At 46.3% G+C, this 22,970-nt stretch carries 19 protein-coding genes and 3 tRNA genes; 10 read left to right on the forward strand and 12 right to left on the reverse strand.

Annotated features, from left to right (window positions below):
* Nucleotides 1-247 precede the first annotated feature (247 nt).
* A complete protein-coding gene (locus EOO49_RS08505; protein ID WP_290844651.1) occupies nt 248-757 on the forward strand; it encodes a hypothetical protein in 510 nt (169 codons plus the stop codon).
* Between the two features lie 66 nt (nt 758-823).
* On the opposite strand, the gene galA is transcribed toward EOO49_RS08505, so the two are convergent.
* From galA to EOO49_RS08525, 4 genes are all read right to left on the reverse strand, one after another.
* Nucleotides 824-4,225: a beta-galactosidase GalA gene (gene galA, locus EOO49_RS08510; protein ID WP_290844653.1), complete on the reverse strand. Its 3,402-nt coding sequence runs from the start codon at nt 4,223-4,225 to the stop codon at nt 824-826.
* Between the two features lie 865 nt (nt 4,226-5,090).
* Nucleotides 5,091-5,645, reverse strand: coding sequence for a hypothetical protein (locus EOO49_RS08515; RefSeq protein WP_290844654.1), 555 nt, complete (start codon nt 5,643-5,645; stop codon nt 5,091-5,093).
* 868 nt (nt 5,646-6,513) lie between these two features.
* A complete protein-coding gene (gene hutF / locus EOO49_RS08520; RefSeq protein ID WP_290844655.1) occupies nt 6,514-7,884 on the reverse strand; it encodes a formimidoylglutamate deiminase in 1,371 nt (456 codons plus the stop codon).
* Nucleotides 7,881-8,678, reverse strand: coding sequence for an N-formylglutamate amidohydrolase (locus tag EOO49_RS08525; protein WP_290844656.1), 798 nt, complete (start codon nt 8,676-8,678; stop codon nt 7,881-7,883). Before EOO49_RS08525 ends, hutF begins: the two co-directional genes overlap by 4 nt.
* 373 nt (nt 8,679-9,051) lie before the next feature.
* Here EOO49_RS08525 and EOO49_RS08530 point away from each other — a divergent pair, with 373 nt between their 5' ends.
* Together EOO49_RS08530 and EOO49_RS08535 are read left to right on the forward strand one after the other, a co-directional pair.
* On the forward strand, nt 9,052-9,903 hold the full coding sequence (locus EOO49_RS08530) for a transketolase (protein WP_290844657.1): 852 nt from the start codon (nt 9,052-9,054) through the stop codon (nt 9,901-9,903).
* A 230-nt stretch (nt 9,904-10,133) separates the two neighbouring features.
* Nucleotides 10,134-11,087, forward strand: a complete 954-nt coding sequence (locus tag EOO49_RS08535; protein WP_290844658.1) for a transketolase C-terminal domain-containing protein — start codon at nt 10,134-10,136, stop codon at nt 11,085-11,087.
* 71 nt (nt 11,088-11,158) lie between these two features.
* Here the strand turns inward: EOO49_RS08535 and EOO49_RS08540 are convergent, their stop codons facing one another.
* The gene (locus tag EOO49_RS08540) at nt 11,159-12,202 is read right to left on the reverse strand and encodes an FKBP-type peptidylprolyl isomerase (RefSeq protein ID WP_290844659.1); all 1,044 of its coding nucleotides are present in this window, start codon (nt 12,200-12,202) and stop codon (nt 11,159-11,161) included.
* A gap of 78 nt (nt 12,203-12,280) precedes the next feature.
* Between EOO49_RS08540 and EOO49_RS08545 the strand changes: the two genes are divergently transcribed.
* On the forward strand, nt 12,281-12,673 hold the full coding sequence (locus tag EOO49_RS08545) for a S4 domain-containing protein (RefSeq protein WP_290844660.1): 393 nt from the start codon (nt 12,281-12,283) through the stop codon (nt 12,671-12,673).
* A 39-nt stretch (nt 12,674-12,712) separates the two neighbouring features.
* Nucleotides 12,713-13,210, forward strand: a complete 498-nt coding sequence (locus EOO49_RS08550) for a phosphoribosyltransferase domain-containing protein (protein WP_290844661.1) — start codon at nt 12,713-12,715, stop codon at nt 13,208-13,210.
* Here the strand turns inward: EOO49_RS08550 and EOO49_RS08555 are convergent.
* On the reverse strand, nt 13,202-13,720 hold the full coding sequence (locus tag EOO49_RS08555; protein WP_290844663.1) for a shikimate kinase: 519 nt from the start codon (nt 13,718-13,720) through the stop codon (nt 13,202-13,204). The genes EOO49_RS08550 and EOO49_RS08555 overlap by 9 nt on opposite strands.
* A 126-nt stretch (nt 13,721-13,846) precedes the next feature.
* Between EOO49_RS08555 and EOO49_RS08560 the strand changes: the two genes are divergently transcribed.
* The 3 genes from EOO49_RS08560 to EOO49_RS08570 all read left to right on the forward strand — a co-directional run bounded on the left by EOO49_RS08560 (nt 13,847) and on the right by EOO49_RS08570 (nt 14,144).
* Nucleotides 13,847-13,919, forward strand: a tRNA-Lys gene (locus EOO49_RS08560).
* Nucleotides 13,920-13,950: 31 nt separating this feature from the next.
* Nucleotides 13,951-14,023, forward strand: a tRNA-Lys gene (locus EOO49_RS08565).
* Nucleotides 14,024-14,061: 38 nt separating this feature from the next.
* Nucleotides 14,062-14,144 (forward strand) — tRNA-Leu (locus EOO49_RS08570).
* An 838-nt stretch (nt 14,145-14,982) separates the two neighbouring features.
* On the opposite strand, the gene EOO49_RS08575 is transcribed toward EOO49_RS08570, so the two are convergent.
* The 6 genes from EOO49_RS08575 to EOO49_RS08600 form a co-directional block, all read right to left on the reverse strand.
* Nucleotides 14,983-15,309, reverse strand: a complete 327-nt coding sequence (locus EOO49_RS08575) for a hypothetical protein (protein WP_290844665.1) — start codon at nt 15,307-15,309, stop codon at nt 14,983-14,985.
* Between the two features lie 11 nt (nt 15,310-15,320).
* Complete coding sequence (locus tag EOO49_RS08580) at nt 15,321-15,875, reverse strand: hypothetical protein (RefSeq protein ID WP_290844667.1); 555 nt, start codon at nt 15,873-15,875, stop codon at nt 15,321-15,323.
* 68 nt (nt 15,876-15,943) lie between these two features.
* A complete protein-coding gene (locus tag EOO49_RS08585; RefSeq protein WP_290844669.1) occupies nt 15,944-16,603 on the reverse strand; it encodes a response regulator transcription factor in 660 nt (219 codons plus the stop codon).
* Entirely contained in the window at nt 16,600-17,352 is a 753-nt protein-coding gene (locus EOO49_RS08590) for a histidine kinase (protein ID WP_290844671.1), read from the reverse strand. Before EOO49_RS08590 ends, EOO49_RS08585 begins: the two co-directional genes overlap by 4 nt.
* Nucleotides 17,334-17,966 carry a hypothetical protein gene (locus tag EOO49_RS08595; RefSeq protein WP_290844673.1) on the reverse strand — a complete coding sequence of 211 codons (633 nt, stop codon included), beginning with the start codon at nt 17,964-17,966 and terminating at the stop codon, nt 17,334-17,336. Before EOO49_RS08595 ends, EOO49_RS08590 begins: the two co-directional genes overlap by 19 nt.
* 5 nt (nt 17,967-17,971) lie before the next feature.
* Nucleotides 17,972-18,286 (reverse strand): hypothetical protein, encoded by a 315-nt coding sequence (locus EOO49_RS08600; RefSeq protein WP_290844675.1) that lies wholly within the window; start codon nt 18,284-18,286, stop codon nt 17,972-17,974.
* A 571-nt stretch (nt 18,287-18,857) separates the two neighbouring features.
* Here EOO49_RS08600 and EOO49_RS08605 point away from each other — a divergent pair.
* The gene (locus EOO49_RS08605) at nt 18,858-21,065 is read left to right on the forward strand and encodes a T9SS type A sorting domain-containing protein (RefSeq protein ID WP_290844677.1); all 2,208 of its coding nucleotides are present in this window, start codon (nt 18,858-18,860) and stop codon (nt 21,063-21,065) included.
* A 92-nt stretch (nt 21,066-21,157) separates the two neighbouring features.
* Nucleotides 21,158-22,885 (forward strand): choice-of-anchor tandem repeat GloVer-containing protein, encoded by a 1,728-nt coding sequence (locus EOO49_RS08610; protein ID WP_290844679.1) that lies wholly within the window; start codon nt 21,158-21,160, stop codon nt 22,883-22,885.
* Nucleotides 22,886-22,970: the final 85 nt, after the last annotated feature.

Raw genomic sequence — 22,970 nt, forward strand, 5'->3', positions numbered from 1 at the left:
CTGTACAATTATGGTTTGGTTTTGCAGGATTATGGACACGGACGGCTTCGGAAAATACCCGACCATCTGATTCTAAATCACATTGTTACATCCGACGAAAAATATGTAACTTGGTTTTGACAAATCGACGGGGCCGAAATTCGTGCATTCGTGGCTCGAAACTAAACTGCATCTGAGCCACGAATGCACGAATCACATAAGCCTTACTATTTTAGACAACTTGTATTCAAGGAAAAAATCAGAATTCATGAAAAAAATCGGACTCTTACTTTTGTTCGTGCTCGCGGCCTGCAGCAAACCTGAACCCAAACTTTTCAGCCACGACGGCGTTTCGTTCAACATTCCCGGCGACTGGAAAATTGCCGAACAGGAAGCGATAACCGAAATCGGGTATTACCTCGCCGCCCAAAAAGAAGGACTGAGCTCAAGCGGATTGTTCACGCTGTCGTGGGTAAAAGGCGATCTGGACGCGAACGAAAACCTTCAGACATATCAAAGCGAAATGAACAGCAACATGACCTACAGTTCATCCGGGTTGGTTTTCACGCCCACAAAACCCGGGAAATTCGCGGGCAATGAAACGCTTTCGTGCGATTTTACGGCAAATATCCTCACGGTAAAACACCACGGAACATTGCATTGTTTTCATCTTAAAGGCCGCACCTACACCGTTTTGATCCAGGAAGCCGACGAGGACGTAAGCGACAACAAGGAAGGTTACGAGCTGATCGAAAAGACTTTTGCCGTAAAAGGCTGAATCCAAATCAGGGAAAAATAAAAAGGCCGGATGATGATGTCCGGCCTTTTCGTGTTTTAAAAAATATTACTTCTTTAGGAATTTCGTGCTGATGTCGTCATATTCCAGAATCAGGTCGTTAGACTTTCCGTCCTTGTCAAAAACCTTTTCCCAAGTCGAAAGCGGTTCCCAGATCGCCGTTCCTTTTCCGCGGCCGTTCGGGACTTCGAAAGCCGCTTTGTTCACTTCCTGTTTCATGGCCGAATATTCTACCACGATCACATCTTTGTCGTAACGGTTCGACAATTCGGCGAGATTGTATTCGAGATCGCTGATCGTTCCGTGCCATTTCGGATAGTACGAAAGTCCGATCACGTCGAAGTGCGCTCCGCGTTTCAGCATTTCGTCAATGCATTCGGTCGACTCGAAATGTTGTCCGCCAAGTGCGAGGTGAAACAACATCTGTGTTTTCGGATTCACCGCTTTCACGGCAGAAACGCCTGCGTTGTACAATTGCGCCATTCCGTCCGGATTCGCGATCGAGCCTTCGGGCCAGACAAGTCCGTGATTGATCTCGTTTCCTACTTGGACCATATCGGGCAAAGTGCTTTGATTTTTGAGGTCAGACATTACCTTGAACGTCCAATCGTAAAGCGACTTCTTGAGTTGTTCCATCGATTGGCCTTCCCAGGATTTCGGCTTGTATTGTTTGCCTGGATCGGCCCAATAATCGCTGTAATGGAAATCGAGCAACAGTTTCATGCCCGAAGCCTTCACGCGTTTTGCCATAGCCAAAGTGTTTTTGAGATCGCAGAAACCTTTGCCCGGAGAATAGCCTTTTTCGTTAGCGGGTTCGTTGAAAATACGCAGTCTGACGTAATTCACGCCGTGGCTTTTCAAAATCTCTATCGCGTCTTTCTCGACGCCTTTGTCCGAGAACTTCATTCCTTTTGCTTCCAATTCCGGAAGGAACGAAATATCGGCGCCGATCATTTTGTCGACCGGGCGCGTTTTGGCCGCTTCGCCTTTGAGTTCGTATTTTTTGTCAGATGTGACAATCGCTTTCTTCGTCGGTTCTACCGTGATGAAATCAGTCGCTCCGGTTTCGAGTCCGGCGGCTTTTGCGTCGAAATGGATAAATTCCGATTTGGTTCCGGCTTGCACGATCACTTGGCAATGTCCGTTGAACAAGGAACGCTGCCACGCACCGTCGACACATTTGTCAGCTTCGTGCGAACTCGGATCGCCGTTCCCGACTCCGATGATTTTCGCATCGCCTTTGAGTCCGAACCTTATCATGTTGTCGGCATCGGGCACTTCACGCCCTTCCTTGTCCACAACCGAAATGTTGACGATCGAAACGTCTTTCCCGTCGGCGGTCATCGTGGTTTTGTACGGCGTCACTACAACTTCATAAGCCGGACCGGTCGTTTCTACCTTGGCCGTGAGTTTTTTGCCTTTTTTGTAAGCGACGGCCTCGAGTTTTCCGGGTTCGTATTGGACGTTCCAGTTCAGGTGCCCGTTTCTTGGCATGTCTTTTTTGCCCAGCGACTTTCCATTTAGAAACAATTCGACATTGTCCGCATTCGAGTTTACCCAAACTTCGACGAAATCGCTTGGTTTGTCCCAATGCTTTTTGTCAGGCCAGTTCCAGTGCGGGGAAATGTGCAGCACGTCTTTGTCCGTCCACCAGCTCTGGTAGTAATAGTATAGGTTTTTCGGGAAACCGCAAACGTCCATGATCCCGAAATGCGAGCTCACGTTCGGCCACGAATAAGGCGTCGGCTCACCTCGATAATCGAATCCTGTCCAGATGAATCCGCCAAGCCAGTAGTCGTTTTCTGCGGACAATTTCTGCCATTCCTCGGCTTTGCTCGCCCACCAAGGCGCGGTAATATCCTGGTCTGGCACATAAGCGCGAATCGAATCTTTCACGTAAATGCCACGGGTCGTGACCGTACTTCCCATTTCTGTCCCGATAAGCGGTTGGTTCGGATGCGCTTTGTGGTAATCGGCCACGGCAAACTGGCGATAATTGAAACCACGCACCGGAATCACCTCGTTCACGCCTTCGTATTCCGTGCCCAAGTCGGCAGCGTAAGTGGAAGTTCGCGTAGGATCGTATTGACGTTGGATGGACAAAAGCGACTTGGAGATCCTGTTCCCGAAATCGGTTTTCTGGATCATGCCTTCCTCGTTCCCGATTGACCAAAGGAAAATCGACGCATGGTTTCTGTCGCGCTTTAGCAATTTCTTGAATTGATCGGTGTATTCCTTGCCCGAATTCAATAGCCTTTGTTCGTTCAAGACCAACATTCCGAGTGAATCGCAAGCCGTGAGCAAAACAGGATCGGGCGCGTTATGGCTCATTCTCCAAGCGTTCACGCCCATTTGTTTCTCGAGCATGACGCGGTGATAATGCAAATGATCCGGAATCGCAGCACCGACGCCTGCGTGATCCTGATGGTTGTTCACACCGAAGATCTTATGGTATTTCCCGTTTACGAAAACGCCGTTTTTCTTGATTTCGATGGTCCGGAAACCGAATGGCACGATTTCGGAATCGACGAGTTTCCCGCCTTGGTTGATTCTGACAGAAATTCTATACAGATATGGATTTTCGAGCGACCACAATTTTAGGTTCGGAACCGAAATATTCTGTTTTACTGTAGCATTTCTCCCTTCGGACAAATTCACTTTCGAGCTCGCCGACGAAGCCACGACTTTGCCCGATCTGTCTTTGACGAAAACCTGAACCGATGCCTCGGAAGCCGAAAAACCGTCGTTGGCGACCGTTGTTTCTACGGTGAGATTCGCTTTGTTTCCCGAAATTTTGGCGTGGGCGAAAATCCCGTCGGTTTCTATGTGCGTGTTGGCATATTGGTTGAGCCAGACGTGGCGGTAAATGCCCGCGCCTTCGTAAAACCAGCCTTCGTATTGGGTTGCGTCGACCCTTACTACGACGACGTTTTCTTTGTCGAACGAGACGAAATCGGTGATGTCATAATTGGTTCCGAGATAACCGCTCTCGTTTTTGCCGCAGTAAAATCCGTTTACCCAGACTTGTGCGTTGCGGTAAATGCCGTCGAATTGGAGTTCGAACCTTTGCCCTCTGTCTTTTGGATCGAGGCTGAAGTTCTTGCGGTACCAACCGATCGAAGTTTCGGGGAAAAGTCCGCCGACGGGTTTGTACCCGTGCGACTGTACATCGAAATTCTTGACGTATTGAAACGGAAGCGCGACAGCCCAATCGTGCGGCAGGCTCACCTTCGCCCACGAAGTGTCGACGAATTTGGGATCTATTGCCGTTTTGCCGCCGTTGCCCGATTTTGAGAACGCCGTCGCGATGGAATAATTGAAGTCTTTTTCAGCGTTTGCGGCGTGTCCGAAGTGGAATTTCCAGCCGAAGTCAAAGTCGGTTTTTTTTCGTTGTTGTGCAAAAACGACCGTCGCAACTAGCAGAAATGGTAAAAGTAATCTCGATTTCATGCGTGGATTTTTGATTTTGGTAAAAATAGCTATATCGATTTCTCTTCCATACCGAACCCTACCAGTTTGAGAAAGTCCCTAATTGCAAAGTGCTTGAGTGCCTGAGTTTGCGCAACGCAAGTTTTGCCGAGATTGCTTCGGAAAAGTGCCGAAGTTGAACGTGCCTTAGCGCTTAATTCCCAAAACCGGCCAATCTTGCACCAAGCCCTAGCCCGGATGAAGCGGCTTAGCCTTTCGAAAAAGCCGACATGTTTTTTCGCGACCGAAACAGCGACCGAAGGAAGCTCGTTTTGGCCGCAGCAAAAACCGACGGGTTCGAGAAAGCTAAAAGCGGCAGCCGGAAATTGCTTCAAAATATTGAGATGGATTCCCGATAGCATTTCTTTTCACCGGAAGTTCGTAGAAATGCTGAATCAGATTTCGGACACTCATATTTAACAAAAAGTACATATTTTCTGTAATGGGCCTATTCGGGAAATCCCGATCTTACCTTCAGGGAAGGGGAAAATGTTTATCCCTACAAAATCGCGGAATGAATTGGTTACAGAAAATCTGTAAAAAATGTTAAATGAAGGTTTGGTAAATTCGCTCATTTATTTGTAAAAATGCACCTTTCCAAGGCTCGACTTCTCGGCAAACAAAACTCAGGCACTTTCGCAGTCCGCCGCTCGCCACACCAAAAAAAAATCCCCGAACCGAAGCCCAGGGATTTGAAACATGGCAGTTTCCTTTCAGAGTGTATCACAAAGTCGATTGCGGCAATCTCCGGATCGTTTGCAGAGTAGTTTCGGCGCAATTTCGGAAAAGTCTCGGCACAATTTCGGCACTACATCTCAGGCACTCACAAACTCAGGAACTCAGGAACTTAATTTTTCCAGAAATTCCAAAGCCTTCCCGCAAATTTGACATAAGCCGAATCTGGACTCAAAGGCACCGGATTGCTTACTTCGATCTTGCCTTTGAGAAAGTCCAGTCGCGCAGCCGGAGTTCTCAGCGAAATCCATTGCTGCAAAAGGCTTTCGGCCGTGGCTGCGAGCTTTTGGCGCGTCGTTTCGTACGACAGATATTCGTTTTGCAACTCGTAATCGTATTCGCCGATCATCGCGAACAAAGGATAATCGTACCTGAGGCTGAAATCGTGAGCCGATCTTACGACGCGAAACAGATTCCCGTCAGACAAAATCTGTTTCAACGTGTTCTCGAATTTGTACAGCGCATATTCGTCCGTATTGAAATTCGTGAGCAGCTTCGAGAATTCATATCCCGATTTATGGGTGTAATTGAAGTTGAAAAAGGCTTTGAACAAGGCCGAATTCCTGAGCCCGTCAGTGTTTTCCAGCGAGTAAAGCCAGTTTTCGAATTCCTTTAGCGAGAGGTTTCTTTCGAGTACATCGAAGAATTTTAAGGTTAGTGCTTTCATGATTGTGTTGTGTTGATGATTGAAACTTCGTAGGTAATTAATAATTATTAATTGATAATTATTATTTGATTGGCTACTTGTTATTAATGGGTTATTTTTTCTTGGTAATTGTTTCTTTTTATCTATCCAGGATGCTGTTATTGCGGCTTTCAAACTGTCGCAAAAAAAAAGCACCTGCGGATGGCAAGTGCTTTCGTATCAAAAGGAAATGAACGTCTTACTTCTTCCTTGTTCGTCTACTTGTACACTTGCCCGTGACCACAAATTCGTCACACACCATAAAAAGCACCGCCTGTTTAGGCTGCTTAATGGAGCGATTTGCGATGTGGTTCAAGGTTTTCATTTTTGTAATTGTTATTTTACTATCCTGATTTGTGTTTGTCGTTTTTGGGGAAATCCTTTCCTTTTTCCGACTTTGCAAAGAACGCAAGTCTTTTTGGAACTCGCAAGAAAAATTTAATTTATTTCACTGGAAATCAATTAGTTATAATAAATAAAAGACAATAATTATCCTGTCCGCGTTCTTTGGCAGATTTTCCAGTTTGTTATTTTTCGGACTTACTCAGAAGTTCCAAAGACTAACCGCATTTGTGTTCAATATCGACTTTCACTGATTTGTCTTTTAAAAAAAAAGCGCCCCGATTATCAGGACGCTTTGTGATTATATGGTTTCAATTTCTGAATCAATATGGGTTCACACAAAACGCCCGCAACACGAACGGTTTCACGTCCGAGCGCAGTGCACATGTCATTTGAATATTGTTTTGTGTATTCATGATGTCGCGAAAGTAAGCAATTTTGTGTTTGGTGGACTTTCTTTTTTGCCAATACTTACACAAATTGTCGGTCAACAGTTTTGTCTATCAGGTCACAATCGCGAACCCAAATCGGCCATCGTTCGCCTGAAATCAGCAATTGTCTCAGATTGCCGCAAGTGCTTTCCGTCTTTGGCAACCCAGTTTCCGGCGACGATCGTTCCGAGGATATTCGAAACATCGGCAGCATAAACAAAAGTATTGCACAGGTTTTTGGCCGAAGCCGTCGCCACCAAAGCCGAATCGGCATCCATCACGACAGCGTCGAACGAATCGCCTATCTTGAAGAACGTCTGGTTTTGTTCGCCCATCGCCTTTCGTCCGGATTCCCAAGCCATCCTGATCGCGTTGAAACCGCTGTCGCCTTTTCCGCTTTCGTAAAATGTGGTTCTTTTGTGCGAAATCAGTCTTTGTCCGTAGTCGAGAATCCGCAATTCCTCGAAAGGATTGAGGCCGACGTGACTGTCAGTGCCAATCGACCACTTTCCGCCAAGGTTCTTGTAATCGTCAAATCGGAACAAACCATCGCCCAAATTGCCTTCGGTACTCGGACAAATCACGACATTCGCTCCAGATTTCGCGATGCCCGAAACCTCTGAATCGTCGAGATGCGTCGCGTGTACCAAATGGAAATTCGCATCGACCGAAGTATTGTCGAGAAGCCATTGCACGGGCCGTTTTTGGTGAAACGCCAGACAGTCTTCGATTTCCTTGAGTTGTTCGGAAACGTGAATGTGAAACGGAGCGTTCTTGTCCATTTCGTTTGTTACGCGAATCACGTCTTGTGGTTTCACCGCTCGCAACGAATGGATTCCCGTTCCCCAATTCGCGCCACTATATAAGGTCGCCGATTTTTTGGTCGCTTCACGCAACTGCCAATAGTCGTCGGTCGTAGCCGAAATGAAACGCTTTTGTTTCTCGACCGGATTTTGTCCAAAACCGCCTTGTTGGTAGAACATCGGAACCAAAGTGATGCGGATTCCCGTTTTCTTTGCCGCCGCAATCAAGCGCTCGCCCATTTCGGACAAGTTCGCGTACCTTTTCCCGTCTTTGTCGTGGTGCAGATAATGGAATTCGGCTACGGAAGTGTAACCGTGACGCAACATTTCCGAATATAGCATCGCTGCGATCGCCTCGAGTTGATCGGGCGAAATCGTCAATGCCAGATTGTACATCGCGGTTCTCCAAGACCAAAAATCGTCCGGAACGCCCGTGCCTTCGTGCAATTCTGCCAATCCGGCCATAGCGTATTGAAACGCGTGCGAATGGGCGTTCTGAAAACCTGGAAGCGCATAACCGTTCACTTTTTCACCGTCGGAACCACTCGAAATCGAGGCAATTTTTCCGTCGGCATCAACCGAAACACAGGCATTTTCGAGCCAACCGTTTTCGGTCAGCAAACCTTTAAAGCAAAACGACTTCATGACCTGAAAGTTGCTATGATATTGGCGAACATTCTTTGCAACAGATCGCGCATTTCGCCCGCGCGTTGCTCGTCGTAAACCATTTCGGAATCGTCCATATAATTTTTCTTAGCCATTTCGAGCTGAAGTGCGTGCACGTTGTTCTCCGGTTTTCCGAAGAAACGCGTGATATAGCCGCCTTTGAACGGAATGTTGTGCTCGACCTCGAATTTTCCGGTCTGCAGAACGTCGTAACAGGCCGCGATGATGGCAGGTGAAGCCGATGTCATATCGTTGTCGCCCAGAATAAGATCGGGAAACGGGGTTTTCGAAATTCCGGGAACGGCTTTTCGGATCGAATGCGCATCGAATAAAACGGCGATTCCGTGCTTTTCTACCATGGCCGCGAGCAATTCCTCCACTTTTTGATGATATGGGATGAAGTATTTTTCAAGGCGTTTCTCGATCTCGCGGTCGTCCGGAACTTTTCCGTCGTAAAGCGCCAGTCCGTTGAAATCGGTTACGGGACACAAGCCCGTGATCACGCGTCCGTCGTAGTACAAAGGTTCGCGCTGCGGATAGCGGTTCAAATCGATAACCCATCGGCAATAATTCGCATTGATCATCGAAATGCCCATCGCGGGTGCGAAATCGTAAAGTTTGTCGATGTACCAATCGGCGTCGTCCGGGCGCGCGGCCAATTCAGGCTTGATGCGTGATTTGATGTCGTCCGGGAAATACGTGCCCGAATGAGGCGAACTGATCAAAATCGGAACTTCGGTCGCCGTTGGTTCTATAATGGTGTAGAGTTGCATAGAAGTCGTTTGCTCAAAGTTAGGATTATTTAATAAGTAGTAATGAATAATTACTAATGGACATGGCGTGAATTTCTGACAGAACAACAATTATTAATTAATAATTGTTAATTAATAATTGTTGGTGTCCAAACCCAAAAAATCATCCGAAAGTAAAAACTCACAATACAACGGAAAAGCGGTCTTAACGGATCGTTTTTTTATGGATTGGAGTTGCGTCCGAAAGCGGGAAACCAAAATAAATTTGCAATAGTGTATATTTAACACTTAATTTGCCGATGACTACTTTCCTTCGTCGGTTTTTCGGTTTCACAATATCATTTGCCGCTTTGGAATTAAGTTTATCTTTGGGACAGTTTAATAAAACCACATAATGAAACGTAACACACAACAGTTAAATGCGCTGGCCATTCAGGTGCGTCGCGATATCCTGCGCATGGTACACAAGGTCAATTCCGGCCATCCCGGCGGATCGCTTGGGTGCACCGAATTTTTCGTGGCGCTTTACCAGAACATCATGGAGCGCAAGGAAGGTTTCGATATGGACGGCATTGGCGAGGACATTTTCTTCTTGTCAAACGGACATATTTCTCCCGTTTTTTATAGCGTTCTGGCGCGTAGTGGCTATTTTCCGGTTTCGGAATTGGCGACTTTCAGACACATCGATTCGCGTTTGCAAGGACATCCTACAACCCACGAAGGCTTGCCGGGAATTCGCGTAGCTTCGGGATCTTTGGGTCAGGGATTGTCTGTTGCCATTGGTGCGGCTCAAGCCAAGAAACTCAACAAGGACAACCATTTGGTGTTCACTTTGCACGGCGACGGCGAACTTCAGGAAGGACAGAATTGGGAAGCGATCATGTATGCATCGGCCAAAAAAGTCGACAACCTTATCGCTACGGTCGACCTTAACGGACAACAGATCGACGGTTCTACAGACGAGGTTCTGAACATGGGAAGCATCGCAGCCAAGTTCATCGCCTTCGGATGGGACGTGCTCGAAATCACGCAGGGAAACAACATCGAGGCAATCATCGCCGGACTGACCGAGGCCAAAGCGCTTACTGGAAAAGGAAAACCGGTTTGCGTGCTCTTGCATACCGAAATGGGCAACGGCGTCGACTTCATGATGCACACGCACGCCTGGCACGGCAAAGCGCCGAGCGATGCGCAACTCGAGACGGCTTTGTTGCAGAATTACACGGAAACCGAATCTGATTATTAATAGGTGTGAGATACTGGTTTTGAGTATTGAGATGTGAGTTTTGAGTATTGAGATATGAGTTTTGAGATATGAGTAGTGAGATAAGGGTGTTGAGATTTTTGCAACATTCAGCGTCTTCTCAAAAACTCAAAACTAAAAACTCAAAACTAAAAACTAAAAACTCAGGATTAAAAACTCAAGACTAAAAACTCAAACCTCAAGACTGAAACTTACGACTCAAGACTACAAAAATGAAAAAATACGAAAATACAGGTAGCAAAGACACGCGTTCCGGTTTTGGAGCGGGTCTTACCGAACTCGGGCAGACCAACGAGAATGTCGTGGCGCTTTGTGCCGACCTTATCGGATCGCTCAAAATGGACGATTTCAAGAAGAACCATCCGGAGCGCTTTTTCCAGATCGGAATCGCCGAGGCGAATATGATCGGGATTGCCGCAGGACTTACCATTGGCGGAAAAATTCCTTTTACGGGAACGTTCGCGAACTTTTCTACCGGACGCGTTTATGACCAGATTCGCCAATCGGTTGCCTATTCCGACAAAAACGTCAAGATCTGCGCGTCTCACGCCGGACTCACCTTGGGCGAAGACGGTGCGACACACCAGATTCTGGAAGACATCGGACTCATGAAAATGCTTCCGGGAATGACCGTGATCAACACTTGCGACTACAACCAGACGAAAGCCGCGACAATTGCGATCGCCGAACACCACGGGCCGGTTTACCTGCGCTTCGGACGTCCGGTCGTGCCTAACTTTACACCGGCCGACGAAAAATTCGAGATCGGGAAAGCCGTGCTTTTGAACGAAGGTTCAGATGTGACGATCGTCGCCACAGGCCATTTGGTCTGGGAAGCGCTTTTGGCCGCCGAGACTTTGGAAGCCACCGGGATTTCGGCCGAAGTGATCAACATCCACACCATCAAGCCACTTGACGAGGAAGCAATCCTCAAATCGTTGAAAAAGACAGGTTGCATCGTGACCGCCGAAGAACACAATATTTTGGGCGGACTCGGCGAAAGCGTTTCGAGAGTTCTCGCGCTTAATAATCCGGCGCCTCAGGAATTCGTTGCCGTTTTCGACAGTTTCGGAGAATCGGGCACACCTGAGCAACTCATGGAAAAATACAAGCTCAACGCCAAAGCGATTGTAGCTGCGGCAGAGAAAGTAATTTCGAGAAAGTAATTTCCGAATATATATCCAAAAAAAATCCCGTTCGGCCTGAACGGGATTTTTTGTTTCTATACATCTTTTACTTACGGCGCTTGCGAGCAAGACGGGTCGTAAATAAGCCTGAGTCTATCGATGGTCGTGACGTCGCCGCTACAACTTGGAGCCGTATCGAACGTGTATTTCGCTCCGTCCGGATTGTTCTGGTCAACCAAAAGTTCCACATTGGTCAACACGCGATCGCCGTCGTCGTCCTGGTCGAGGTAATTTGGAGCGCCGTCGTTGTCGATGTCGTCCGGGCGCGCGCCTACTCCATTTCCGTCGGCATCCAACATAATGTACATGTAACCGTCGTGATCGAGATCCTCGAGATAATTCGGAATGCCGTCGTTATCTGTATCCAAACGCGTCACGTTGTAAAGCTTGAAGGTAAAGATAAGTGGCGAGTAGGCCGGAATGTTCGTCGAGCCTGAATTGTAGTAACCCAAAGCCGAAGGAAGGAACATTACGCCGGCACCGAAATCAGTGTACAAAGTTGGCGAACCGTCAACCTGTGTGGCGTCTCCCGACTTGAATTGCGGGAAAATCTCGCTCCAACCGCGAATCGTCTCGCCAAGGTTCAAATCGCCTTGCGGAAAAGGATTCGTTTCGAACTCGAATGTTTTGAGGCTGTCGACCGCATTCCCTTGCGCATCTTCTGTGGCAAGGTGAAACATGTATCTACCGGAGTAAGCCGCCAAAACTGCATCGGCGTTACACGGACTTGGACGCGTGCCCAAAGCACCGCCGCCTTCTCTCAATTTGAGGTAGTAGACTTTGTATTCGACATCTTCGTCAGCCGTCCTGTAAGTCTTGACCATTCGCGTCTGAAGGTTCGGACTTGCCCAGATCGCGTCAGGACTTCCTTCGGCTACCGTGTCGAAAGTCACGTCCTGGTCATCGTGATAGCCGGGATGATTTACAACTTCGTAGCTGTGCGTCTTGAGGAACGTCTCAATGTCGGCTAAATCTGTAGCGTATTGAGTTGCGTAATCCCTAGGTTTTGAAGCCCCGATGTCGTCGTCGTTTTTACACTGGACGAGCACAAGCGCAAGCACGAGCAAAGAAGTTAAAATAATGCTCTTTTTCATATTTGCAAGGTTTTTTAAAGCCCGCAAGATACAATATTGATTTATTTTTGTGAGTACTTTAACGACGTTTTTAGAATTATGAGAATCGACAAATTCCTTTGGTGCGTGCGCTATTACAAGACCCGCAACATGGTAACCGAAGCCGCCAAGAAGAACCATATCACCGTCAACGGAAACGTGGCCAAACCGTCAAAGGAAGTTTTTCCGGGCGACAAGATCACTTTCCGCAAAGACCAGATCACGCATATCGTTTCTGTTCTCGATTTGCCGCAAAGCCGCGTCGGTGCGAAACTCGTCGACATTTACAGGAAAGACGAGACGCCGGCCGAATCATTTGCGCACATGGAAATGATCAGGTTGTCGAAAGAACACTACCGAAAGAATGGCGAAGGCCGTCCGACGAAGAAAGACAGACGCGACATTGACGGTTATACGGGTGATTTTGACGAAGCCGATGAATCGGATTCCTGATTTAAATGCTTAAATTGCGGCTGAAAAACAACGTCGGAAATGGCCAAGAACGTCATCCTCAACCACGAGGAAATCGAGCACAAGATCAAGCGGATCGCCTATCAGATTTACGAGACTTTTAGTGAAGCGGACGAAATCGTGATTGCGGGAATCGCCCCTAACGGTTTCGTGTTTGCCGAAAAACTCGCGGCCCAACTCTCGAAAGTCTCCGATTTGCAACCGCTTTTGTGCGAGGTAAAAGTCGACAAGAAAAATCCGGGTTCACCGATAAAAACTTCCTTGAAAGCCGAAGATTATCGCGACAAAGGATTGGTTCTGGTCGACGACGTGCTCAATTCGGGCACGACCTTGATCTATGCCGTGAGACACTTTCTCGACGTGCCGCTCACGAAATTTAAGACTGCCGTTCTCGTGGACCGAAACCACAAAAAATATCCGGTAAAGGCCGATTTCAAAGGGATTTCGCTTTCCACCGGACTGATGGAACACGTGAAGGTTGTTTTTAAGGAGAACGCCAATTCAGCTTACTTAAGCTAGTTTTTCGAGGATTTCAGATGCGACCTCATCGGCCGACTTTCCATCGACTGAAATAACTTTATTGGCCTGATTGTAGTAGTAATTCCTGTCGAACAGGTGTTTGGCGATGTGCTCTTTCATTTCTTCTTCGGACTTTTCCGCGAGCAACGGACGCCCGTGTTTTTCATGGATAAGCCGATCGTATAAAGTATCGATCGAAGCCTTGAGGAAAAACGATTGGACGTTGTTGCCTTTTAGCAGCAAATGGTTGTTCGCGTAGGCCGGAGTTCCGCCTCCGAGTGCCAAAACAAAGCTTTCTTTTCCCGACATCATCTCCATATAAACCTCATGCTCAAGCCTGCGGAAATAGATCTCTCCTTTTTTGGAAAAGATTTCCGAAACCGACAAACCTGCCTTTTTTTCGACCAGATCGTCAAGGTCAAAACTAGGCAAATCGATTTTCGCGGACAAAATATGGCCAACGGTCGACTTTCCGCAACCCATGTAACCGCACAACACTACTTTTTTCATTCGGCAAATCCCTAATAAATAACGCATTAACGTTGCGCTTCAAAAAAACGTAAATTTAAAGTAAAATCAGTTTGAAAATTTAAAATTAAGACTGTATATTTGCACCCGCATTGAAGAAATGTTAACGACTCGATAGCTCAGTTGGTAGAGCACAACACTTTTAATGTTGGGGTCCTGGGTTCGAGCCCCAGTCGGGTCACAATGACCTAAAAAACATTTCTTCAGGCAATGACTCGATAGCTCAGTTGGTAGAGCACAACACTTTTAATGTTGGGGTCCTGGGTTCGAGCCCCAGTCGGGTCACAAAGTCGAGCGTTCATCGTTTGACTTTTTTTGTTGAAGGCCTCGTGGAGAAACTGGTAGACTTGCCATCTTGAGGGGGTGGTGCTCACAAGGCGTATGGGTTCGAATCCCATCGAGGTCACGGATGCGTAAAGCGCAAATAAAAAAATGCCCAAGCTTGCTTGAGGCATTTTTTTATTTGCGCTTTACGCTCAAAACGGAGTTTTGAGGGATGCCGCGAAGCGGAATCCCATCCGGTGAACTCGAGGTACACGCCAGGGCGAGGATTTTCTTGCAAAACGAAACCTTTGTACGGCTACACTCAGATAGCCGCTTAAAACACTTCATTTGTCACCAAGTAAGCTTTATCTATTAGGATACCTACACGATACACACCAGAAGCCCTATTGAGCGCATGCATAACCAACGCCCAACAAGATTGCCGCAGGCGATCTTTTCCCTATTTTAGAAAAAAATCCGACCGTATGACTAAAATTGAGATAAGCGAGGCGTTCGAGTCAACGATTTCCAATTTAGAAGCGTCCATTACGGTACTTAACAACAAGAAAATTCGCGCGACTCTTGATGAGCTCCATATCTTTCCTGGCCAAGAATTGTTTGCCATAATATTGGACTGGAAATTAATTTTAATAACCGCCCTCAATAGACAAATGTGTATCCAAATGAACAGCTATTGCGCCTACATCCGCAATTTAAAGTTTGTAGTAGACGATTCCAAGCAGTTATTTAGCGTTTTGCAAGGAAAAAAAAGAAAACGTTTCTAGAAAGATAGGTAAGTCAGAACTTACGATAATGGCTCTCCAGGTAATCGTGGAACAAATTTACCGAAACGAAGCAATCAGCTACGGAACAACCTAAACATGTTTAGTGATCGAAATGGAAAAATTTCTTCTAAGCGGTTACCTTAAGTAAAAAGAATTTTCTTTGCATCACAAAAGAAAGTAGCGCTGAAACGGTAATTAGCCCGCAGCCTGAAAACGAGTCTCTTTTGTATTTTTGCCTAAGCCGATAAAATATTCTGAGACGTTCACACCATTTGCATATACATCGCATTCGATTACATCATTCGCGAGTTTTCGAGGATTCAGCAATGAAATATTTTTATCTACCAAAGCTGTGGTCAATGTTTTCTTGGCAAATTCTCGGGCAACCTGTAAAGGCACTTCTGATTTTTCGAGATCATACCCTCTAACCACCACCTTTTCTCCTTCATTTCCGTCCCACTTCCAGTTGGGTGAAACCGAAATTTCTCTTTCGTTGATTATGTTGATCAATTTAAATTTCATGGCTGATCTCTTTATGTGCTTACCCTAGTCTCATTCGCTTTTTTCTGCTCTTCGAATTTAAAATCCACCACCAAGCAAAGAATACTGTACAGCCTGAAAAGTGCTTTTCCTGCCAACAGAAAACTAAATCCTATTAGCAAGGTACAACAAAAACCGACAGGGTCGAAAACTTTCAAGTCAATGTCGAAGTGTATTGCGAAATCTGGGCGAACAAAATTGCCTACAATAATAAGTACGAGCGCTCCCAGAAGCGAACCGAAAATATCAGGAACTTGCTTCTTTAATGAAAGTAAATCCAGCTGTTCATTCAAACGATCTATCTCTTCTCGTAATTTTCGGGAAATTTCCGTAAGGCCGTTTTCGATTTGATAAGTTTGCGCACTTAAATCGGAATACATCTCTTCTATATCTTTTAAAGTATTGGATTTCTCTGCTAAGTTGGCTTTCAGAATGTCCAGTTTCGGAATCATTACCGGAAACAACAATGTTACCGAAGGTGCGATGAACCCGAACGTTGCAACCAGAATTTTCGCGTAGATATCGAGTGCGTACTGTAATGGTGTCATTTTAACGTGTTTTTTTCGTACTAAATTGGCAACGCTCTTAGCCGCCAACAGCTATTGTAATCGATAATTCAAATCTCCTCCAACCCAACCAAATCATTCCGCAAAGCATAAAGCACAACTCCGATAAAGTTCTTTGCACCGGTTTTTTCCATAATTTTCTTGCGATGGGTTTCTACCGTGCGGACGTTGATGAATAACTTTGATGCAATTTCTAGACTGTTATATTCCTTACAGGCCAGCCTGATTACTTCTACTTCTCTTCTTGTTAGGGAAACATCTCCTGACTCATTCGCCTTTTTTGATTTTTTCTCCCACAACAAAGCTTCGCGGATTACCGGGCCAAGTTCCCTGCCGAAATAAAAATCTTTTTCCTTAATGCTGAATATCGCGTCCTGTAGTTGATCAGGGTTCGAGTCTTTCGAGAAATAGCCGTGCGCGCCTATCTGCATGACCTGGAATACTGCTTCTTTTGAGGTAAGGCGGGAAACGACGAGAATCTTTACATCAGGGTATTTTTCGCGAATGATCTTGCTCGCCGCAAAACCGTCCATTTCGGGCATTTCAAGGTCGGTGATCAGGATGTCTACCGGAATCTCCTGCATCAGCTGTAAAAGGGAATGGCCATTCTCGGCTTCCAGGACGACCTCGATTCCCTCCAGACTTCCCAACAAACTTGCCATACCTTTTCGGAAAAGGCGGTGGTCATCGGCTATCGCAATTCTCGTCATGGCGTGATTTTTAAGGTTATAATGAAACGGTTACCCACTTGCGTTTTTTCCTGAACCATAACGGCTCCAAGTGTCTCAAGCCTCGACTTTATATTCTTAAGCCCCATTCCGCCAGATTCCCGATAGGCAAGCTCGAAATCGTATGCAGGACCGTCGTCATTGAGTTCAAGACAAAAAACGCCTGCTTCGTGAGAGAGGTTTATATTGCATTTCTGCACCAAGCCGTGCTTGATCATATTCGTGGAAAATTCTTGTATTATGCGATATAGGGAATAGCTTGTCGTGATGTCAAGCTTGATGTCTTTGGTTGCCTTTATGGTAAAATTTACACCGGATTCCCCTGATATCTTTTCCAGGTAAGCGCCAATCGTGTGCAGGAAACCATGGCTTGAAAGCAGCGGTGGGACAAGGTTTTGCGAGATCAGGCGGGTGTTTTCAATAGCTGCCAGTATGGCTTCCTCGACATCCATAATTATATCATGTTCCCCTGGATTTTTTTTGAGCCGGAATAGCTGCATACGTACGGCGCTCAAGTCGCCCTGGAGTCCGTCGTGCAGATCACGGGCTATCCTTTGCCTTTCTTTCAACTCGCTTGCGAACGCCGTCTCCAACAGCAGCGCGGCCTCCCTCTTCTGCACTTTAAAGAAATGTCGCTGATAGCTCAATATCACGACGACAAGCGCCAAAATAAATGCGAGCATTGCGCAGGTGCCGAGCCAAAAAATAATATTTATGTCCTGTCTCTCCATACGGCTACGCTAAAAACAATTCTCGAAATAAAACTGAACAATATGTTGAGCCACCACAATTCAATGAATGCATCGTGATTTTGATCGTATATCAACCCACTGAACAAAAACAGGAAAAGGGTACCGGCCAGGTAAACCAATATGGCTCCGACGTAAAGAAACACATAATCCTTCACAAGATAGCCATAGGCCAGTTCTTTCATCGACCTCACAAACCAAGCCGTGGCCAAAACCACCGTCGCCACGAAGGTAACGGCAGAAAGGTACCCGTCGAGTACCAATTCGTTGTTTTCACGCCTTTGGAAATGTAGCAACAAAAAGAAAACGACATAGGCCAACGCAACACCGCACCACAACTTCCAAGATCGCAACAGCCGACAAAAGAAATAAGAGATTGTAAGGAATTCCAGCAGCAAGTAACTCGAAAACCACAGGTTTACGTTGTAAAGCAACCACAACGAAAACACGAATTCGTATGCCGAAGCAACGGAAAGCAGTATGATGTAAGGGAAAACAAAACGTGTTTCAAGGCTTACCCGTCTCTTCCCAAACACAAAGATCGCCATTGGCAGAAATCCCAGCGCGAGAGTGAAATAGGTAAACCATTGAAACATGATTCTTACTGATTTAGCGCGCCACTCGAAGGGCAATAGGGCGGACAGGTAATGAGTCTTTCGATGATAACACCTTCACTCATATCCTGTTGCTGGGCATTTACGCCTACGAGCACCTGGTTCATCTTGGACTCTGCGGTATTGTAGCCGTTGTAAATCCTAATGCCAATACAATTTGGTTGGCGCAGGATAAGGTCGACCTTGGACGCCCCCACGAAAAAGGCAGTCACCTCATTTGGGTAGCGCACCTTGAACGCATCAATGTAAGTTTTCGCTTCCTGCTTGGTAATGACCGTACCTGAATTTTGGTCTGGTATCATAGAAATCAATTTGTTGGTTAATGTGCGAAAGCTACTACGGTTTAGGCGTTCTAAAAATACCGGTTTCCACGGATTTATGTACGTATTTACACGTAAAGACAATGTAAAAGTAAGTATTCTTTTTTACCGACAAATCGGTTGGCGCAACTTGGCGTTTATCGCACTCAAATTTCCGTACCAGTATCGCAAAATAAACGGACACGGTTTTAGGCTACCTATTTACACGGACTGAATCCGCGAACAAATCAGTATTTACTGTGAGCGTTAAGGAAATCTTAAAAACTACATTTGAAAAGACAAACACAACGCTGAAAAACAGCTCTTTAGCTGAGACAAATTAAGAAGCTTCAGCTATCGCAGCGGCAATCCGAAATCTATAAATCCTGTCTCGGGAGCATCTTCAAAATGGAACCAATACTTCACAAATATGAAACCAACCAACAGCAAACAAGAGGCGCTTTACAAGCGGTCAAAATCAAAGAAGCATTTTGTGGGAATCGCGAGTTAGCCCCACGTTAATCCAAACCAGCGACAGACTATTATTTTATTGTAAACGCTAATTACTTTTAAAATGAAAAATTCAAATACTTTATTCAAAAAATACCTTTCGCTTTTAGCCGTCATTTTCGGAACCGTGACGGGCTACGCGCAAACTGTGTCGGTTCCTCCCGGATGTACCGTTGTCGTTGCGGGAATCGGTGGCACGACCGGCCCTAATCCAACCGGAAAAGTTGGTGATGGAGGAATCGTTTCGATGCCCGATCCTAGCGGTGGCGGTACTTTCACGTTCAATCCGCCATCGGGCGCGACGACCATCACCTGGACGCTCAGAGGTGACCTTTCCAATTCTACCGCGACGCCTTTTTATGGCGCTCCAACCCAACCGGCCAACGGTTTGACGGCCAACATCATAACCTACAATAAGAAACTTCGCCAATACTCGACGGAAGATGCAAATCCCAGTTTCGGCCGCAGTAAAGGGCAAGTTCGGGTCGGTTATGATCAAACTGGTTGCGGAAAAGCGATCACCTTTGATGTCTATAAGGTTTTCAGCACGAATCTACCCATTATAATTGGTCCTTCTTGTTTGAAGCCACTCACCGAATATACTTATTCCGTAGACAGGATCGTTAGCGATAATCCCAACGACAACATTGGTTTTGACAGCTATTATTGGAGCGGAATTCCCGCAAGTTTACTTTCTTCTGTTGGCTTCTATACTTCCACGGACAACAGTTCGATCACCTTCAAAACCGGTGCGACCGTTACTCCTTTTACCCTTCAATGCTGTTACGGCAGGGTAAATCCAAATAGTGCCGATGGCGGCGTTTCGACCGTAACGACCGCAGTTTCGGGAACCCATACCTCATGTGTCACGAAGTCACTTATCGTAGCACCGTTGGCTCCCGTTTACAGTATGGCTCCACCTGCATGTGTGCCAACCAATCAATCGGTTTTCTCTGTTGTTTATCCGAATGCACCCTCGGGACAGACTTACACTTGGACGGCACCCAATACTGGCTGGGTACTGACCACCGGCTTGATTCCTCCGACCAATACCGAAACGAAGCTCAGTGTCGATACGGGCGGCAGCACGAACCCTGGCCAACTCATCTTGACCATCACCGGATTGTGTGACCCGGTAACGCTCGTTTACCAAATAGACAGAAATATTACTGCTCCTTATGCTGTGGTTCCTTCCGGAGGCTCCACGACTTGTATTAACGCGACGTCTTCAGGAAATACTTATACGATAACTCCTAGCATAGGTGGTAACCTCATCCAGTGGTACACTGTTCCCGCATCTGTTCCGGGTGTAATGCTCCAAAATGCGACCACTTCTACGGTTACGGTAAATACTACGAATTCATCGGGTTCTTTCCAACTCCATGTAAGATCTAGCGTAGCGGCCTGCAGCAGCACTTCTGTGTTCACGACCATAAACATACGACCGGCCACACCAACGTTTACTGCTACTACGCCTACATGTGTACCGCTGAGTTCTCCTGCCTTGACCACATTTGCAGTGAATCCTGTGGCTGGCGCAACTAGCTATACGTGGAGTTTGCCTTCGGGATGGAGTTGTACTGGAAATTGTACTACTTCAAACCCGACATTAGTACCTCCTGTTAATACTTCAGCGGTGAGTGCACCTGCAATGCCTGCCGGAACAATATATGTCATTGCAAATAGTGCAAGTGGTTGCAGTAGTGCAGTCGCCGCGCAGCTCGCCGTGAATTATATCCGGATTACCACGAACACTTTGCAGTCGGGATCTGGAAATTGCGACCAATACTCGATAAACACAAACGTGTCTCCTTGCACAGGGACAATTTCATCGTGGACCGTAAACGGAGCGACTGCCGCAAACAGCAGTACGGTGAATATATTTGGAAACACCTTGACTTTGTGCGGCAGTACAGCCCCGCCTGCCGGAGGTGTCTGTGCCAACTTCGTAATAAACGGCGTCACTTATACCACTTGTTCTTCTACAGTCGCTACCGGAACACACGGGTTGAAACAATCGGGTCCTAAGGCATCACTTGAAGGAATTACCATTTCACCGAATCCGAACGACGGAAATTTCAGCATAAGAGTGGACGATTTCAAGGTTTCGGCTACCGCAGTCCTAACGGACGTTGCCGGGAAGCAACTGGGCAGTTATTCGCTGAGCATCGGTGAAAATAATATTCGAGGCGTAAACCTGGCACAAGGTGCTTATTTTGTTCTTTTGTCGGTTGACGGAAAACAGGAAACCAGACAAATAATCGTCAAGTAAACAGTCTTTTATCAACTAGAAAGTTTTGATCTTTACCGGGTCAAAACTTTCTTATTTTTAATCGGTCACAAATCTGCAATCAAACCGACAACATGAAACGATACATCCTGCTTAGCGTACTGGCATTTTTCATTTCACTTCCCATCGCCGCCCAAAAAGAACTTTGGGGCGTCAACACCGGAGATGAATTCGATGCTTTGGACGGTTACTACGGCAATATCACCAAGTATGATATAAATGGGGAAAATCCAGTGATCATGCACGTGTTCGACTCCGTTCACGGCTATACTCCGAAAGGGAAATTATTTCTGGCCAGTAACGGCAAATTGTACGGCACCTGCCAAAGAGGTGGAAATCTCTACTCCAACTCGGGCGGAACGAACAACTATTCCTGCGGTGTACTGTATGAATATGACCTGACTACAAACCAATATCGCGTCGTCCATAATTTTGAATTCGATGCCACTTTTCCGATCAATCCGCAAATTGGTGTTATCGAACCCACGCCAGGGTTTCTTTACGGAGCCACCCGCAACCGGGTTTACAAATACAATATTGCCACAGAAGTCACGACACTCTACAACCCTTTGGGTAATCTCTATACGATCTACAACGAATTCATCATGGCAGCCGATGGAAATTTGTACAGTACAAGCGCCTACGCAGTTTGTCCTTCGCCAAACAGCACACAACCCTGGAACGGCAGTATCATCAAATTCAGTATGAACAACCAAAACCTGGGCATAGCCCGTTCCCTGAATTGTGCCGCTAGCCTTGAAGGCAATTTTCCTTACAGCGTTCTGGAAACAAGTCCCGGCGTATTGTACTGTGAAACAAGAGCCGGAGGCATAAACCAAGTGGTAAACGGACAATCGCAGCCAGCAGGAGCACTATTGGAATACAATATTTTCACGAACTCGCTACTCAAGAAAATCGATTTCAACGGATCTACAACAGGTGGAATTCCCACGCCTCTATTGAATGGAGGCAACGGCAAACTATACGGACTGTGCGAGCAAGGCGGTTCGCCACAGGCTTGTAACCCTACTTACAACTTTGGAACACTTTACGAATACACCACATCGAGCGGCGCTTTGAATGTCAAACAAAATTTCAACTACTGCGGCAATACCGTCAGATACCCAAATTCGCTACTTAAAACCAGCGTTGGCCATTTCATAGGAACCATTCCGAACGGCGGTACTTTCAAATGGAATTCGGAAACCAACCAAATCACGATGCCCGGCGGTGGCAGTGCCGACATCCATGCCTTTAACATCGCGAGTTTTATAGAAATCTGCCGAAAACCTTCCTATCATTTTTTCGAAACCGACACCTACACGATTTGTAAAAACAATCCCTTTACATTCGATGTACAAAACACAAATGCGACGAGCTATGTATGGAAAAAAGGAGGTGTTGTCGTAGCCAACCAAACCAGCGGAATACTTTCTTTTGCAAACCTGCAATTGACCGATTCGGGCGACTACACTTGTGAAATGGTGAACGAGTGCGGAACTACGGTGACCATGCCCTTGCACCTCATCGTCGATAATTGCATGGGGCTTGATGCCATTATCGGAAGAAAGAACGCAATAACGCTTTATCCCAATCCGGCGAAAAACACCTTAAATATCGGTCTGCCTGAAAATAAGAATTTCACTGTGAAGAACGTCATAGTTAGCAATATGCTCGGACAACAAGTTCTTAACGTTAGTTCACAAACTTCGATTGGTGTGGGTTCGTTGAGCGAAGGTATTTATATCGTGCTGATACAAACCGACAAAGGGAATTGGTGCGAAAAGTTCGTAAAGGAATGATCCATATGCGACTTCAAGCCGAAATGTTTTAACGGGACACAAAAAATCCGGGCATTGCCCGGATTCTTTTTTTATCAAAATTCAA

It is taken from the genome of Flavobacterium sp., assembly GCF_004295795.1.
Lineage (GTDB): Bacteria > Bacteroidota > Bacteroidia > Flavobacteriales > Flavobacteriaceae > Flavobacterium.